Source organism: Micromonospora sp. 15K316 (assembly GCF_004348525.1).
In the GTDB taxonomy this organism is placed as follows: Bacteria; Actinomycetota; Actinomycetes; order Mycobacteriales; family Micromonosporaceae; genus Micromonospora.
Genome location: NZ_SMKG01000003.1, coordinates 1 through 16,529, shown reverse-complemented (window position 1 = coordinate 16,529; position 16,529 = coordinate 1). Strand labels below are relative to the sequence as shown.

The 16,529-nt window shown below is 72.6% G+C and carries 13 protein-coding genes; 7 read left to right on the top strand and 6 right to left on the bottom strand.

What is annotated here, in order from left to right; translation table 11 throughout:
• Positions 1-42: 42 nt before the first annotated feature.
• Positions 43-4,083 carry an ATP-dependent RNA helicase HrpA gene (gene hrpA / locus E1211_RS01545; RefSeq protein ID WP_132344577.1) on the bottom strand — a complete coding sequence of 1,347 codons (4,041 nt, stop codon included), beginning with the start codon at positions 4,081-4,083 and terminating at the stop codon, positions 43-45.
• Positions 4,084-4,201: 118 nt separating this feature from the next.
• Between hrpA and E1211_RS01540 the strand changes: the two genes are divergently transcribed.
• Complete coding sequence (locus E1211_RS01540; RefSeq protein ID WP_132344575.1) at positions 4,202-4,642, top strand: cytidine deaminase; 441 nt, start codon at positions 4,202-4,204, stop codon at positions 4,640-4,642.
• A 28-nt stretch (positions 4,643-4,670) separates the two neighbouring features.
• On the opposite strand, the gene E1211_RS01535 is transcribed toward E1211_RS01540, so the two are convergent.
• Entirely contained in the window at positions 4,671-5,030 is a 360-nt protein-coding gene (locus E1211_RS01535) for a YciI family protein (protein ID WP_132344573.1), read from the bottom strand.
• 151 nt (positions 5,031-5,181) lie between these two features.
• Here E1211_RS01535 and E1211_RS01530 point away from each other — a divergent pair, with 151 nt between their 5' ends.
• The 4 genes from E1211_RS01530 to E1211_RS01515 are packed head-to-tail and all read left to right on the top strand — an operon-like array spanning position 5,182 to position 9,245.
• Entirely contained in the window at positions 5,182-6,228 is a 1,047-nt protein-coding gene (locus tag E1211_RS01530; protein ID WP_132344571.1) for an iron ABC transporter permease, read from the top strand.
• On the top strand, positions 6,225-7,319 hold the full coding sequence (locus E1211_RS01525) for an iron chelate uptake ABC transporter family permease subunit (protein ID WP_243709285.1): 1,095 nt from the start codon (positions 6,225-6,227) through the stop codon (positions 7,317-7,319). Before E1211_RS01530 ends, E1211_RS01525 begins: the two co-directional genes overlap by 4 nt.
• 46 nt (positions 7,320-7,365) lie before the next feature.
• Positions 7,366-8,295 (top strand): ABC transporter ATP-binding protein, encoded by a 930-nt coding sequence (locus E1211_RS01520; protein ID WP_132344569.1) that lies wholly within the window; start codon positions 7,366-7,368, stop codon positions 8,293-8,295.
• Positions 8,295-9,245 carry an ABC transporter substrate-binding protein gene (locus E1211_RS01515; protein ID WP_132344567.1) on the top strand — a complete coding sequence of 317 codons (951 nt, stop codon included), beginning with the start codon at positions 8,295-8,297 and terminating at the stop codon, positions 9,243-9,245. Before E1211_RS01520 ends, E1211_RS01515 begins: the two co-directional genes overlap by 1 nt.
• Before the next feature lie 134 nt (positions 9,246-9,379).
• Here the strand turns inward: E1211_RS01515 and E1211_RS01510 are convergent, their stop codons facing one another.
• Entirely contained in the window at positions 9,380-10,273 is an 894-nt protein-coding gene (locus tag E1211_RS01510) for an endonuclease domain-containing protein (RefSeq protein ID WP_132344565.1), read from the bottom strand.
• Positions 10,274-10,437: 164 nt separating this feature from the next.
• Positions 10,438-11,082, bottom strand: a complete 645-nt coding sequence (locus E1211_RS01505; protein ID WP_132344563.1) for a hypothetical protein — start codon at positions 11,080-11,082, stop codon at positions 10,438-10,440.
• Between the two features lie 232 nt (positions 11,083-11,314).
• Here E1211_RS01505 and E1211_RS01500 point away from each other — a divergent pair, with 232 nt between their 5' ends.
• Positions 11,315-12,307, top strand: a complete 993-nt coding sequence (locus tag E1211_RS01500) for a DUF4331 family protein (RefSeq protein WP_132344561.1) — start codon at positions 11,315-11,317, stop codon at positions 12,305-12,307.
• Positions 12,308-12,313: 6 nt separating this feature from the next.
• Here E1211_RS01500 and E1211_RS01495 read toward each other — a convergent pair whose 3' ends face one another.
• Positions 12,314-14,818 (bottom strand): RNA helicase, encoded by a 2,505-nt coding sequence (locus E1211_RS01495; RefSeq protein WP_132344559.1) that lies wholly within the window; start codon positions 14,816-14,818, stop codon positions 12,314-12,316.
• Between the two features lie 217 nt (positions 14,819-15,035).
• Positions 15,036-15,665, bottom strand: coding sequence for a tRNA (guanosine(46)-N7)-methyltransferase TrmB (trmB, locus tag E1211_RS01485; RefSeq protein WP_243709284.1), 630 nt, complete (start codon positions 15,663-15,665; stop codon positions 15,036-15,038).
• A 222-nt stretch (positions 15,666-15,887) separates the two neighbouring features.
• Here trmB and E1211_RS01480 point away from each other — a divergent pair, with 222 nt between their 5' ends.
• The gene (locus E1211_RS01480) at positions 15,888-16,514 is read left to right on the top strand and encodes a hypothetical protein (RefSeq protein ID WP_132344555.1); all 627 of its coding nucleotides are present in this window, start codon (positions 15,888-15,890) and stop codon (positions 16,512-16,514) included.
• Positions 16,515-16,529: the final 15 nt, after the last annotated feature.

Sequence of the window (16,529 nt, the reverse complement as noted above, 5' to 3'; positions counted from 1 at the left end):
TTCCCGCTGCGCCCCGCGCCACACCCCCGGTCAGGGGTCGGCTCAGCGACCCTCGGCCTCGTCCATGGCCCGGTAGATGCGCTGCTCCGACACCGGATAAGGGGTGCCGAGCGCCTGGGCGAAGACGTTCACCCGCAGCTCCTCGATCATCCAGCGGACCTGCCGGGCCGCCGCGGACTGCCGTCGCGCCGGCGGCAGCGCCGCCAGCATGTCCTGGTACTCCTTCTGCACCACGGCGATCCGGTCCTGCTGCTGCTTGTCCCGCTGCGGGTTGCCCGGCAACCGGTCCAACCGGCGCTCGATCGCGGTGAGGTAGCGCAGCACGTCGGGCAGGCGGGCGTACCCGGCCTCGGTGAGGAACCCGGCGTGCACCAGCCCGCTGAGCTGGTTGCGGATGTCGGCCAGCGCCGCCACCACCGCCAGGTTCCTGGTCGCCCCCAGCCGCTGCTCCACCGCGTACCCGGCGGCGAGCACCCGCCGGGCCCGCTCCATCACCTCGACCACCGTGTCGACCAGGTCGGCGCGGACCCGCTCGCGCAGCGCCGCGAAGCCGTCGGCGTCCCAGGCCGGACCGCCCGCGTCGGCGACCAGCTTGTCGATCGCCGCCCCGGCCGCGTCGTCGATGAGTGCCTGCACCCCGCCGTGCGGGTTGCGGCTGAGCGCCAGCTTCGCCTCGTTCGACAACCGGCCCTGGAGGAACTTCGCCGGTGAGGGCACGGTCAGCCGCAGCAGCCGCCGGGTGCCGGCCCAGTGCGCCGCCTCCGCCTCCGCGGCCGAGTCGAAGACCCGTACGCCGACGGTGGCGCCCTCGTCGACCAGCGCCGGGTACGCGGTCACCGCGTACCCGGCCCGGACCTGCTCGATGGTGCGGGGCAGGGTGCCGATGCTCCACTCGCGCAGCCCGGTGCGGGCCACGTCCGGCGCGGCGGCCGCCACCACCTGCCGTACCTCGGTCTTGAGCTGGCGTTGCAGCGCCGGCAGGTCCTTGCCCTCGGCGACCGGCTTGTCGTCCTCGCCGAGCACCCGGAAGGTGACCCGCAGGTGCGGCGGGAGCTTCGCCAGGTCCCAGGCGTCCCGGGGAACGGTGACCCCGGTCATCCGGCGCAGCTGACGGGTCAGGGCGTCCAGCAGCGGCTCCTCGCCCGCGGGCATCGCGGCGAGCGCCGCCCGGGCGTAGTCGGGCACCGGGACGAAGTTGCGGCGCACCGCCTTGGGCAGCGACCGGATCAGCGCGACGACCAGCTCCTCGCGCAGCCCCGGCACCTGCCAGTCGAAGCTCTCGGCCGGCACCTGGTTCAGCAGCGGCAGCGGGATGTCCACCGTGACCCCGTCGGTCTCGGTGCCCGGCTCGAAGGTGTACGTCAGCGGCAGGGCGACCCCGTCGGCCCGCCACTCGTCGGGGAAGTCGGCCTCCGCCACCCCGCCCCGGCCCGCGTTGACCAGCAGCTCACGGGTGAAGGTGAGCAGGTCGGGCTGCTCCCGCCGGGCCTTCTTCCACCAGCTGTCGAAGTGCCGGCCGGAGACCACGTCGGCGGGGATGCGCGCGTCGTAGAAGGCGAAGATGGTCTCGTCGTCGACGAGGATGTCCCGCCGCCGGGCCCGGTTCTCCAGCTCCTCGATCTCCCCCAGCAGCCGCTGGTTGTCGCGCCAGAACTGGTGGTGGGTCTGCCAGTCGCCCTCGACCAGCGCGTGCCGGACGAAGAGCTCACGGCTGAGCGCCGGGTCGATCCGGCCGAAGTTGACCTTCCGGGAGGTGACCAGCGGGATGCCGTAGAGGGTCACCTTCTCGTACGCCATCACGGCCGCCTGCTTCTTCTCCCAGTGCGGCTCGCTGTAGCTGCGTTTCACCAGGTGCTGGGCGAGGGGCTCCACCCACTCCGGCTCGACCCGGCCGGCGATGCGGCCCCAGAGCCGGGACGTCTCCACCAGCTCGGCGGCCATCACCCAGCGCGGTGGCTTGCGGAACAGCGCCGAGCCGGGGAAGAGCGCGAACTTCGCGCCCCGCGCGCCCAGGTACTCGTTCTTCTGCGTGTCCTTCAGACCGACGTGCGAGAGCAGCCCGGCCAGCAGCGACTGGTGGACCTTGGGAGTGTCGATCTCCTCCGGCAGGTCCGCGCCGCCGCCGCGCCGGCCACCGTCGCTCGCGCCGGCCTCCCGCGCCGGTCGCCCGCCGCGCCCGCCACCGCCCTGTTCGGGGGTACGCAACACCTGGCGCAGCTGGCTGACGATGTCCTGCCACTCGCGTACCCGCAGGTAGTTGAGGTACTCGGCCCGGCACATCCGGCGGAAGGCGCTGGAGGAGAGCGTCCGCTGCTGCTCCCGCAGGTAGCGCCAGAGGTTCAGCAGCGCCACGAAGTCCGACTCCCGGTCGGTGAACCGGGCGTGCGCCTGGTCGGCCTGGGCCTGCTTGTCCGCCGGCCGTTCCCGCGGGTCCTGGATGGAGAGCGCCGCCGCGATCACCATGACCTCGGTGGCGCAGCCGTTGCGCTCCCCCTCGACGACCATGCGGGCCAGCCTCGGGTCGACGGGCAGCTGCGCCAGCCGCCGTCCGAGCGGGGTGAGCCGCTTCGCCGGGTCGGCCTCGGCCGGATCCAACCCGCCCAGCTCGTGCAGCAGGTTGACGCCGTCGGTGATGTTGCGCCGGTCCGGCGGCTCGATGAACGGGAACGCGGCGATGTCGCCGAGCCCGATCGCGGTCATCTGGAGGATGACGGAGGCGAGGTTGGTGCGCAGGATCTCCGGATCGGTGAACTCGGGCCGGGAGAGGAAGTCCTGCTCGTCGTAGAGGCGGATGCAGATGCCGTCCGAGGTGCGGCCGCAGCGCCCCTTGCGCTGGTTCGCCGAGGCCTGGGAGACCGGCTCGATCGGCAGCCGCTGCACCTTGAGCCGGTTGCTGTACCGGGAGATCCGCGCGGTGCCGGGGTCGACCACGTACTTGATGCCGGGGACGGTCAGCGACGTCTCCGCCACGTTTGTGGCGAGCACGACCCGCCGTCCGCCGTGCGGGGCGAACACCCGGTGCTGCTCGGCGGCGGAGAGCCGCGCGTACAACGGCAGGATCTCGGTGCCGCGCAGCAGCGGCTTCTTCTCCACCAGCCGGCCCAGCGCGTCGGCGGTGTCGCGGATCTCCCGCTCGCCGCTGAGGAAGACCAGGATGTCGCCGGGGCCCTCGGCGGCCAGCTCCTCGACGGCGTCGCCGATCGCCTGGATCTGGTCGCGGACGTTCTCCTCGTCCCCGTCCTGCTCGTCGGACTCGGTGACCTCGACCAGCGGCCGGTAGCGCACCTCCACCGGGTACGTCCGGCCGGAGACCTCGATGACCGGCGCGGGCCGGCCCTCGGCGTCGGCGAAGTGCCGGGCGAAGCGGTCCGTCTCGATGGTCGCCGACGTGATGACCACCTTGAGGTCGGGCCGGCGCGGCAGCAGCTGCTTCAGGTAGCCGAGGATGAAGTCGATGTTGAGGCTGCGTTCGTGCGCCTCGTCGATGATCAGGGTGTCGTACTGCCGCAGCATCCGGTCGGTCTGCAACTCGGCGAGCAGGATGCCGTCGGTCATCAGCTTCACCAGGCTCCGGTCGCTCACCTGGTCGGTGAAGCGGACCTTGTAGCCGACCACGTCGCCCAGTTCGGTGCCGAGCTCCTCGGCGATCCGGTCGGCGACCGTACGCGCGGCCAGCCGCCGGGGTTGGGTGTGCCCGATCAGCCCGGTGATCCCCCGACCCAGCTCCAGACAGATCTTGGGCAGCTGGGTGGTCTTGCCGGAGCCGGTCTCGCCGGCCACGATCACCACCTGGTGCTCGCGGATCGCGGCGGCGAGGTCGTCCTTGCGCTCGCTCACCGGCAGGCCGGCCGGGTAGGTGACCGTCGGCACGGCGGCCCGCCGATCGGCGAGCCGCTGCTCGGCCCGCTCGACCTCGGTGGTGATCTCGGCCAGCGCCGCCGCCCGCCGCTGCGGGTCGCGGAGCTTCCGAGCGCCGTCCAGTCGCCGCTGGAGCCGGCGCTGGTCGCGGAAGATCAGGGGAGTGAGGCGGCGGTGCAGCTCCCGGACGGCGTCGGGTGCGGCGGGTACGGCTGGATTCTGCATGTCGTGGCCAAGGATAGGCCGCGGCTCGGGAGCCGCCTCCTGGTTTACCGCCCGCAGCGCGCGGCCCGCCCGGCCGCCCCGGCTAGAGTGGCCGCCGATCGACCATCGGGGGAGCGGCATGGAGATGCGGGACACCGACCGGGCGCTGGTGCAGGCCGCGACAGCCGTCGCGAAGCTGCGCTGCCGCAGCGAGAACCACACGGTGGCCGCCGCGGCCCGTACCGCGGACGGCCGGGTCTTCACCGGCGTGAACGTCTACCACTTCACCGGCGGGCCCTGCGCCGAGGTGGTCGCGATCGGCGCCGCCGCCACCCAGGGCGCGACCGAGCTGGAGACCATCGTCGCCGTGGGCGACCGGGGGCGGGGGGTGATCCCGCCCTGCGGGCGATGCCGGCAGGTGCTGCGCGACTACTTCCCGTCGATCCGGGTGATCGTCGGGCCGACGGACGCGCCGCGCGTCGTGTCGATCGGTGACCTGCTCCCCGAGACGTACGTCTGGGCCGACCACCAGATCGAACCGGCGGCCGAGCCCGTGCCGGCGCCGCGACCCGGCGACTGACCGGGACCGCCGGAACACGGTCCGCGGGTCAGTCGCCGGCCGCCGCCTCGAGCATCGAACGCGGCACCGGCACGCCCTCGAACCGGAGGTTGCCCTCGGGGACCATCCAGCTCATCACCCGCGCCTCCAGCAGCCCGGCGCGCACCGCCGGATCGTTGTGGAAGAGCTCACGCGCCATGTCCGGGTGCACGGAGAGCACCACGAAGCCGCGGAGCCGTTCGTCGTCCGCGGCCACGAAGGGGCCGGCCGCGAGGACGAGGTCCTGCTCCACCAGCCCGGCCTGGTGGGCCAGGTGCGCGGCGTGCAGCCGGTCGAACGCCTCGGGCGGCATCTGCGGGGCGTCCGGGGGGTACGCCAGCAGGACGACCGTGTGCTGGTCGTATCGCATCCCCCCACCCTAGGGGGGTACGTGCCCGCCGGTGCCCGGTTCGCGGTCGTCCGCGCAGGTCAACGAGGTTCGATGAAGGGTTGCCGGTTAGGTGCGCCTAACCGGGTCGGCTAAGGTAAGGCGTACCTAAGCGCGAATCCGCAGGAGCTTCGTGACCACCCTTCTCAGCCGGCCGGTCGACCCCGGCCGCCGCACCGGCACCCGTCGCGGGCGCCGGATCGCGGTCACCTCCGCCGCCGCGCTGGTGCTACTGCTCACCGTGCTGGCCAGCTTCGCCCTCGGCAGCCGGCCGATCCCCGTCGACCAGGTGTGGCACGCCCTCGTGTCGCCCGACGGCGGCGAGGCGAGCACCATCGTCCGCGAGCTGCGTCTGCCGCGTACCGCCCTCGGTCTCGCCGTGGGCGTGGCGCTCGCGGTCGCCGGCGTGCTCCTCCAGGCCCTCACCCGCAACCCGCTGGCCGAGCCGCGCATCCTCGGCATCAGCGCCGGCGCGTCCTTCGGTGTGGTGCTGGCCATCTCCGTGTTCGGCGTGAGCACGCTCGCCGGGTACGTCTGGTTCGGCATCGGCGGCGCCTTCCTCGCCGGGCTGCTGGTCTTCGCCGTGGCCGCCCGCGCCCGCGAGGGCGCCAGCCCGGTCACCCTCGCGCTGGTCGGCGCCGCGCTCGACGCGAGCCTCGGCTCCGTGGTGTTCGCCCTGCTCAGCATCGACGCCCGCACCTTCGAGGAGTACCGGTTCTGGGTGGTGGGCGGGCTCACCGGACGCGACCTCTCCGTCGCCGTGCAGGTGCTGCCGTTCGTGCTCGCGGGACTCGCCCTGGCCGCCCTGGTCGCCCGTGGCCTCGACGCGCTGGCCCTCGGCGACGACGTGGCGCGCGGGCTCGGCAACCGCGTCGGCCTGGTCCGGCTCGGCGGCGGGATCGCCGCCGTGCTGCTCACCGGCGCCGCCGTGGCCGCCGCCGGGCCGGTCGCGTTCGTCGGTCTGGCCGTGCCGCACCTGGCCCGCGCGCTGGTCGGCGCCGACCACCGCTGGACCCTGACCGTCTCGGCGCTGCTCGGACCGGCCCTGCTGCTCGGCGCCGACATCGTGGGGCGGCTCATCGACCCGCCCGGCGAGGTGCCGGCCGGCATCATCACCGCCCTGGTCGGCGCGCCCCTGCTCGCCCTCCTGGTCCGCCGCGCGAAGGTGGTGACCGCGTGACCGCCCCCAGCCGCGAGCGGACCTCCGCCGTCGAGTCCCGCGGCGTCACGCCCGGCATCGTCCGCCTGCCCGGCCGCTCACTCCTGCGGATCGGCTCGCTGAGCGTGCAGATCCGTCGCCGCTCCGTGCTGGTCGCCGCCGTACTGCTGGTGCTGCTGGCGGTGGCCTCCGTGCTCAGCCTCTCCCTCGGCACCCCGTACGTCGCCGCGGGAGACGTGCTGCGTTCGCTCTCCGGCGCCGGCACCCCGTACGACCTCGTCGTGCTCGACCTGCGGTTGCCCCGGGTCGTGCTGGCCGCCGTGGCCGGCGCGGCGTTCGGGGTGGCCGGCACGCTGATCCAGAGCGTGGCGCGCAACCCCCTCGCCAGCCCGGACGTCATCGGGGTCACCCAGGGCGCCGGCCTCGCCGCGACGGTGGCGCTGACCAGCGGCGCGGCGGCGGTGGTCGTCGGGCCGGCGGCCCTCGCCGGTGGGTTGGTCGCCGCCGCCCTGGTGCTCGCCCTCGGCGCCCGGCACGGGCTGGCCGCGCAGCGGTTCGTGCTGGCCGGCGTGGCGGTCGCGTTCGCCCTGAAGGCGCTCACCGAGATCGTCATGCTCACCGCCGAGGCGATCGACGGGCAGCGCGCCCAGATCTGGCTGATCGGCACCCTGGCCGGCAAGGGCTGGACCGAGGCCGCCTGGATCGGCGGCACCCTGCTCCTGCTCCTGCCGGTGCTGGCCTGGGCGGGCTGGGCGCTGAACAGCAGCGCGCTCGACGACGACACCGCCCGGGGTATCGGACTGCGCCCGGTGTCCCGCCGGATCGCGCTCGCCGGCACCGGCGTGCTCGTCGCCGCGATGGTCACCGCCCAGGTCGGCGCGGTCGACTTCGTGGCCCTCGTCGCCCCGCAGGTGGCCCGCCGGCTGGTACGCGCCGAACGCCCACCGCTGGTCTGCGCCGCGCTGATGGGCGCGCTGCTGCTCGTGCTCGCCGATCTCGTCGGGCGGCGGCTCTTCGCCCCGACGCAGCTGCCCGCCGGCGTGCTGACCGCCGCCATCGGTGGTCCGTACCTGATGTACCTGCTGCTCCGCGGCCGCCGGAGGTCGTCGTGACCCACCGTCCCCTTCCCCATTCGTCGACCACCCTTCGGGAGGCGTGATGCTCTCCACCCGCGACCTGGTCGCCGGCTACGACGAGCGGACCGTGCTGGACGGGCTGGACCTGGAGCTGCCCGCCGATGCGTTCACCGTGATCGTCGGACCGAACGCCTGCGGCAAGTCGACCCTGCTGCGGACGCTGGCCCGGCTGCTCGTCCCGCGCCGTGGCGCCGTGCTGCTGGACGGCAAGGCCATCCAGGAGCTGCCCACCCGGGAGGTCGCCCGGCGGCTCGCCGTGCTGCCGCAGAGCCCGCTGGTGCCCGAGGGGGTCACCGTGGCGGACCTGGTCGGCCGGGGCCGGCAGCCCTACCAACGCTGGTGGCGGCAGTGGTCGGAGGAGGACAGCTCGGCCGTGGACCGCGCGATGGCCCTCGCCGACGTCGCCGGCCTCGCCGACCGGCCGGTGGACACGCTCTCCGGCGGGCAGCGCCAGCGGGTGTGGATCGCCATGACGCTCGCCCAGGACACCGAGGCGCTGCTGCTCGACGAGCCGACCACCTTCCTCGACCTGGCCCACCAGGTGGAGGTGCTGGACCTGCTGCACCGGCTGCGCGTCGAGCGGGGCCGGACCGTCGTCGCCGTGCTGCACGACCTCAACCAGGCCGCCCGGTACGCCGACCACCTGGTCGCCATGCGGGCCGGCGCCGTGGTGGCCGCCGGGCCGCCGCGCGAGATCCTCACGGCGGACCTGGTCCGCGAGGTCTTCGGGCTCGACTGCGTGGTCGTGCCCTGCCCGGTGACCGGCGCGCCGCTGGTGGTGCCCGCGCTCACCAGCCCCACCCTGGCCGACCCGGCGGCGCGGACGCCCGAGCCGGCTCCGGCCGGTGCCGCCGCGGCCCCCGAGGCCAGCTCACCCACCGGATCCACCGGTGGAACCCCAGCCGGCGGCGCGACCGCCCTCGCCGGCTCGTACCCTTCGGAAGGACACTGATGCGTCGTCGTCTCGTCGCCGCTCTCGCCGCGGCCGTCGCCCTCGGCGTCGGACTCACCGCGTGCGGTGAGAGCGACCCGGTTGCCGGCAGCAACGCCGGCGGGGAGACCCGGGAGATCACCCACGCCATGGGCACCACCAAGGTGCCCGCCCACCCGCAGCGCGTCGTCGTGCTCGACAGCGACAAGATCGACACGATGCTCTCGCTCGGCCTGACCCCGGTCGGGGCCACCAACACGGGTGAGGCGAAGGGCTGGCCGACCTACTTCGGCGAGGAGAAGCTCGCCAGCATCAAGGACGTCGGGCAGATCAGCGAGCCCGACATCGAGGCGATCAACGCCCTGAAGCCGGACCTCATCCTGGGCAGCAAGTTCCGCCAGGAGAAGTTCTACGACGAGCTCTCCGCCATCGCGCCGACCGTGTTCACCGAGAAGGTCGGCATCACCTGGAAGGAGAACTTCCTCCTCGACGGCAAGACGCTCGGCAAGGAGCAGGAGAGCAAGGACCTGCTGACGCAGTACGAGACCCGGGCCAAGGAGTTCGGCGCGAAGCTGGGCGCCGCCGCCGCGCAGAAGATCTCCATCGTCCGCTTCCGCCCCGGCAGCATCCGGGTCTACGGCCCGGATTCCTTCTCCGGCATCGTGCTCGGTGACGCCGGGCTCGCCCGCCCCGAGCGGCAGCTGCTGGCGAACAAGGAGGACAAGCGCTTCGACGAGGTCAGCCCCGAGCGGATCAGCGAGGTCGACGGTGACGTCATCTTCGTTACGGCGTTCGGCGAGAAGGCCGCCGCCGAGCAGGCCAAGGTCACCGGCGGCAGCCTCTGGAAGAACCTCTCGGCGGTCAAGGCCAACAAGGTGTACGTCGTGCCCGACGAGGTCTGGATGACCGGCATCGGTGTCGGCGCCGCCAACAAGATCCTCGACGACCTCCAAAAGCACCTCACCGCCTAACCCCCCCCAGATCCGCAAGATCCACCCGGGGTCCTGCCTCAAGATCCGCGCACTTTCGGGGAAGTTGCTGCTTCGGCTCGCTCCGAGGCGGCAACTTCCCGGAAGTTGCGCGGATCTTGCCGTTCTGGCCGGCGTCAGCGGGCTCGGGAGCGGAGCGCCTGGCGTATCTCGGTCACGACGCCCTCGAAGTCCTCCTTGAGGCGCTTCGCGGTCACGTGCAACACCGTCCAATCCTGGCCGACGAGGCGGTTCAGGCGACGGCGGTCGCGGTGCAGCTGCTCGGGATCGTGGTGCCAGACGCCGTCGTACTCGACCGCGACCTTGAACTGCGGCCACGCGAGGTCGACCCGGGCGAGGAACCTACCGTCCCGTTCCACCACGAACTGGGTGACCGGTCTCGGTAGACCCGCCATCACGAGTCGAACCCGCAGCACCGACTCGGGAGGTGACTCCGCTCCCGGATCCGTCAGATCCGCGACGCGGAGCATCCGTTTCCACCCGCGTAGCCCCGTCCGGGCGCGCGCGTAGCCCTGCACGGTGTCGACCCCCACCAGCCGCTGCCGGACGAATCCGTCGACGAGCGCCACCGCTTCCTCGACCGGAAGCCACTGGGCCAGATCCCAGCAGGTGCGCACTGCCGTGGTCACCCGAATTCCGGCGCGGACTCGCAGATCGGCCTCGGTCGACGCCGCCGTGTGGATGTCGAGCCCGGTGACAGGTCCGAACCGGTGCCCCATCGGCACCAGGACGTCGAGTGGCTGTGCCGGGCCCACCGAACCGATCCCGTAGAGGGCGGCCGCGCTTCGTCCGGCGATCGCGGCCTGGTCGGGTAGCACCCACCGCGCCGCCGCCAGGCAGCGAGTGTGGTGCGAGACCGCCAGCTGGGCGTCGGCGTAGACGTCCCGGAAGAGCGGTCGCCACGCTCGGCTGCGTAGTTCGCCCCGGGTCAGGAGCCCTCGGGCGACGGCGTCGGAGCCGCGGAAGACGCGCCCCCGCAAGGGAACGGGGCGACGAGGTGAGACGGGCATGCCGCCACTGTGGATGCCAGGCAGGCCCCTGCGCAGACCCTGTGGATAACCCTGGTGGCACCCCGACCCGGATGTCCGCGCAACATCCGGGACGCCGTGCCTTCGCCGAGGCGGAGGTAGCGACTGCCCGGATGTTGCGCGGAACGCGACCGAGGTGGGGTGGGTCAGGCGGCGGTGGACCAGAGGGCGCGGAACGCGGCGGCCTCGCCGGCGAGCCAACGTTCGACCTGGTCGGGCTTGACGCCCTCGGGCATCCGGTACGCCTGGCCACGCCGCACGTCGACCAGGACCGGCTCGGCGTGCGGGAGCACGGCGTCCATGTGGCGGGCCATCAGGTGCAGGGTGGCGAGCACCGCCTCCTCGCTCGGCGGGGTCTCGTCGAAGTGCAGACGGATCGCCTCGACGCGCCCGTCGGCGTGCCGTACGCCGAACTGCGGGTTGATCTTGACGGGCAGGTCGCCGAGCATGGCGAGGGCGTCGCGGGTCTGAGCCAGATCGATCGAGGCGGGCTCGCCGAGGGAGCGCAGCCAGGCAGTCGCGCCCGGCACCAGCGCCTGGTAGAGCGGACGCCAGCGGGGCTTGACCTGGTCGGCCACCTGGTCGAGGTGGGTGCCGCCGGTGTGGAAGGCGATGTCGGCCTTGAGCGCCTTGACGAACTGGCCGTGTGGGTTGAAGCCGTGCCGGCTCGCCCGCTGCTTGCGCAGGCCCCCGACGAAGGTGGCCTTCGTGGGGCCGGTGCGGTCGACGTAGCGGGTGAAGCCGAGCAGCGTCGCGTACGGGGTGAGGGGGGTGGAGGTGGGCGCGGTCACGGGCGTCCTCCCAGCTCAGCAGCCGTGATTAGTACATACATTCTAATCGACGGGGCTGACATCGCCCAGTGCACGAAAAGGGCGGAACCGGCCGTTCACCCGGTCGGGCGCGAGTCCACGAAACGCCTGTGATTAACCGTCGGGCTCACTAGCGTCCCCACGTGAACGCGCCCAGCAGCCGTGCCCAGCGGCCACAGGCGCTGCCGGACTCCCTCCGCTACCGAGGAGCACCATGTCCAACCACTTCAGCGCCGACAACCTGGGGTTTCCGGGTGACGACCGCCGGCTCGAACTCACCGACCTGTTCGCCTTCACCTCGATGGAGGACCCCGACCGAACGATATTGATCATCGATGCGAACCCGACTGTCGCCCCGCCTCCGGTACCGCCGGCCACCACCGGCCCGGAGTTCTATCCCGGCGCGGTCTACCGGATCAACATCGACACCGACGGCGACGCGCAGGCCGACATCGCCTTCACGTTCACCTTCTCCGAGTACGACAACGGCCGCCAGACGGGGACCGCCTGGTACGCCACGGGGGCCGACGCCCGACAGCCGGAGCCCGCCGGCCAGGTGATCGCCGAGTCCTTCCCGGTCAGCTTCGACGGCACGGTCCAGCCCGTCCCCGTCGACGAGCCGGGCCCGATGCGGCTCTGGGCCGGGCTGCGCAGCGACCCGTTCTTCGCCGATGTCGAGGGCGCCCTGCACGGGATGAAGTGGACCGGGAACGACGACTTCGCCAACAACAACGTCGACAGCATCGCGCTGGACGTCCCCTCCGACCTGCTCGGCGGGACGACGATCGGGGTGTGGGCGTCGATCAGCCGGCGCCGCGACGACGGGATGCTCGAGCAGATGGACCGTGGTGGGCACCCGACCATCAACCCGTTCATCAACCCCGACGGCGAGAAGAACCGGTACAACTCGCGGCAGCCCGCCGACGACGTGGCGAACTACCTGGGCCCGTGGTCCCAGCTGCTGGAGAAGGGCGGCTACTCGCCGGAGGAGGCCAGGACGACCGCCCTCCAATGCCTACCCGACATCCTTCCCTACGACCGGTCGAAGCCCGCCGCCTACCCGAACGGTCGGGCCCTCGTCGACGACGTCTTCAGCTACCGCTTCGCCTGGCTGACCAAGGGCAAGCTGCCCCCGACCGGGCTCCAGCCGCACGACGACATGCTGGCGTACTTCCCCTACCTCGGCGTGCCCAACCCCGTGTCGTGAGTGGATTCAGAGCTGCCCGACGGAGGTGATCCGGACGACCGCCTCGCCGGCCTCGTCCGACGCGGCCAGGTCGATCTCCGCGTTGATGCCCCAGTCGTGATCGCCCTCGGGGTCGTCCAGGATCTGCCGGACGGTCCACCGCTCCCGGCCCTGGTCGATCATGAGCAGGGCCGGGCCGCGGGCATCCGGCCCGGTGCCGACGGCGTCGTACGTGTCGAAGTAGGGCTCCAGCGCGTCCGCCCAGGCGTCGGCGTGCCAGCCGTGCCCACCGTCGAGGTCGCCGAGCAGGTCCCAGCGGCGTAGGGCGGCCAGCTCGACCCGGCGGAACAGCGCGTTGCGCACCAGCACCCGGAACGCCCGGGCGTTGCGGGTCACCGCCGCGGGCCGGTCGTCGAGCGAGGCGGCGACCTCGTCGACGTCGGACGGGTTGCGCAGCCGCTCCCACTCGTCGATGAGGCTGGAGTCGACCTGCCGGACCAGCTCGCCGAGCCACTCGATGAGGTCGATCAGCTCCTCGGTCTTGGCGTCCTCGGGGACGGTCTGCCGCAGCGTCTTGTACGCGTCGGCGAGGTAGCGCAGGACGAGCCCCTCGGAGCGGGACAGCCCGTAGAACTGGACGTACTCGGAGAAGGTCATCGCCCGCTCGTACATGTCCCGTACGACGGACTTGGGGGAGAGCTGGTGGTCGGCCACCCACGGGTGCCCCTGCCGGTACATCTCGTACGCCGACTCCAGCAGCTCGGCGAGCGGCTTGGGCCAGGTGACCTCGTCGAGCAGTTCGAGGCGGGCCTCGTACTCGATGCCCTCGGCCTTCATCGCGGCGACCGCCTCGCCGCGCGCCTTGAACTGCTGCGCGGAGAGCACCTGGCGCGGGTCGTCGAGGATCGACTCGATCACCGACAGCACGTCAAGGGCGTAGGACGGGGACTCCCGGTCCAGCAGCTCGACGGCGGCCAGGGCCAGCGGGGAGAGCGGCTGGTTGAGGGCGAAGTCGAGCTGGAGGTCGACGGTGAGCCGGACCCGGCGGCCGGTCTCGTCCGGCTCGGCCAGCTCCTCGACCACCCCACCGGCGCGCAACGCCCGGTAGATGGCGATCGCCCGGCGGATGTGCCGGCGCTGCGCGGCCCGGTCCTCGTGGTTGTCGGTGAGCAGGTGCCGCATGGCGGCGAACGCGTCACCCGGCCGTCCGATGACGTTGAGCAGCATCGAGTGGCTGACCTGGAAGCTGGAGGTGAGCGGCTCCGGCTCGGCATCGACGAGGCGCTGGAACGTCGCCTCACCCCAGCCGATCGAGCCCTCCGGCGGCTTCTTCTTGACCACCTTGCGCCGCTTCTTCGGGTCGTCACCCGCCTTGGCGAGGGCCTTCTCGTTGTCGATCACGTGCTCCGGCGCCTGCACCACGACCCGGCCGATGGTGTCGAAGCCGGCCCGGCCGGCGCGCCCGGCGATCTGGTGGAACTCCCGCGCCTTGAGCAGCCGGGTGCGCACCCCGTCGTACTTGGACAGGCCGGTGAAGAGCACGGTGCGGATCGGCACGTTGATGCCGACGCCGAGGGTGTCGGTGCCGCAGATGACCTTGAGCAACCCGGCCTGGGCGAGGGTCTCGACCAGCCGGCGGTACTTGGGCAGCATGCCCGCGTGGTGTACGCCGATGCCGTGCCGTACCAGCCGGGACAGGGTCTTGCCGAAGCCGGAGGTGAACCGGAAGTTCCCGATCGCCTGGGCGATCATGTCCTTCTCGGCGCGCGTGCAGACGTTGACGCTCATCAGCGCCTGGGCGCGTTCCAGGGCGGCGGCCTGGGTGAAATGCACGACGTAGACCGGGGCCTGCTTCGTCTCCAGCAGCTCCTCCAGCGTCTCGTGCAGCGGCGTCATCGCGTACGAGAAGAGCAGCGGGACCGGACGCTCGGCCGAGCGGACGACGGCGGTCGCCCGCCCGGTACGCCGGGTCAGGTCGTCGACGAAGCGGGTGGTGTCGCCGAGGGTGGCCGACATCAGGATGAACTGGGCCTGTGGCAGCTCGATGAGTGGCACCTGCCAGGCCCAGCCGCGGTCGGGCTCGGCGTAGAAGTGGAACTCGTCCATGACCACCTGGCCGACGTCGGCCCGGCTGCCCTCACGCAGTGCGAGGTTCGCCAGGATCTCTGCGGTGCAGCAGATGATCGGGGCGTCGGCGTTGACGCTGGCGTCGCCGGTGAGCATCCCGACGTTCTCGGCGCCGAAGACCTCGCAGAGGGCGAAGAACTTCTCCGAGACCAGCGCCTTGATCGGGGCGGTGTAGAAGGTCGTCCGGTCGTCGGCCAGGGCCGCGAAGTGCGCCGCGATCGCGACCAGGCTCTTGCCGGAGCCGGTCGGCGTATTCATGATCACGTTGGCGCCGGAGACGATCTCGATCACCGCCTCCTCCTGGTGGGGGTAGAGGTCGAGGCCACGCTCCTTGGCCCAGCCGGCGAAGGCGTCGTAGAGGGTGTCGGGGTCGGCGGTCGCGGGCAGCGCGGCGGTGAGCGTCATAGCCCGTCAATGGTGCCTGGATCATGACGCCTTCCGCCAACCGGGGTGACGGATCATCAGAAAGCGACAGCCCGCCCCGCCGCCACCTCCTCGGCGGCGCGGCGGCGGAGCCAGGGCAACCCTCGGCGGCGGTGGTGGTGGAGCGGGGGACTCGGTCAGCGGCGGCGGCCGAGTCGGGGCCGCGCGCTCGGTGGCGGCGGTGGCGCGGGCGGCTCCGTCAGCGGCGGCGGTAGATCAGGTCGGCGACGGGGCGGTCGGCCAGCAGGGCGCGCCGTTCGAACTTCGTCACCGGCCGGTGCGCCGGGCGGGGCGCGAAGCCCTCGTGCGGGTTGACCAGCTCCGGGTCGGCGTCCAGCGTCTCCCGCATCGCCTCGGCGTACTCGGCCCAGTCGGTGGCGCAGTGCAGCACGCCACCGGGCGTGAGCCGGTCGCGCAGCAGGGCCACGTGGGTCGGCTGGATCAGCCGTCGCTTGTGGTGCCGCGCCTTCGGCCACGGGTCGGGAAAGAAGACGTGCACCGCGTCGAGCGAGCCGGACGGCAGCCGGCGCACCAGCTCCAGCGCGTCGCCCTTCGCCACCCGCACGTTGCGCAGGACGTGCCGCTCGACGAGGTCGAGCAGGTTGGCGATTCCCGGCGTGTGCACCTCGACCGCCAGATAGTCTCGATCCGGGTCGGCGGCGGCCATCGCCGCGGTGGTGTCGCCCATGCCCGATCCGATCTCCAGCACCACCGGCGCCGTCCGGCCGAAGAGGCCGGCCAGGTCGATCGGGGCGCCGGGTCCGTCCGGCACGTCCAGGCCGTACGCCCGGAAGAGTCGGTCCAGCGCGTCGGCCTGCCGCCCGGTCATCCGGCCCCGCCGAGGATGGAAGGTGCGGATCGTCCGAAGGGGTGGCCGCGGCGCGGCGCGCGTGGGGTCATGGTCGATGGAGGTCACAGCGACCTGAGCGTACGCGACCATCCCGCCGGATCGGATGTGATGTTCGCCCAGGAATGAGAGGATCCATCTCGTACGGCGGACGGGCAGCCCGCTGCCCGTCCGGCCACCCGGCGTCGGGAGGAGGCATCGCGCATGACCCGCGGTGAATTCGTCCTGTCGGCCATGATCGCCGGCCTGCTGCTGGTGGTGGCGGCCGGACGGGAGGCGGCCGTCGAGGGGCCGCCGACGCAGGTCACCGCCTCACCCGCCGCCTTCTCGCAGGCCGCCCCCGAACCCGGGGCGTCGGAGCCCGGCGGGCAGCCGGACCCGGTCGCCGCACCCCAGCCGAACCCGATCGTGGACGTCTTCGTGGAGGTCAGCCCGAGCACCGTCCAGCCGGGCTTCCTGGTCGGCGTCAAGGCCAGTTGCCGGGACAACTCGGTCCCCGCGATCGTGGTGTCGGACGCGTTCGGTCGCGTCCAGGTGCAGCCGCAGCGGGGGCTGCTCACCGCCGCGCCGATGGTGCGGGAGCGCACCCGTCCGGGCAACTACCGCGTGAAGCTCGAGTGCCGCGACGGCGAGACCGCCTCGACGATGCTCCAGGTGGTGAAGTCGGTGAAGCCCAGCCGAGGCCCGGCCACCGGGTACGGCGGCACCGCGGGTGGCTTCACCGGGGGGCTGCTGGTGCCGTTCGGGGTGGCGCTGGCCGTCGCCGGGCTGATCGTCGCCCTCGTCACGCTGCGCCGGCCCCGTACCGTCCGCCGCTCCACCCGGGGCTGAGCCGGATGCCCGCCC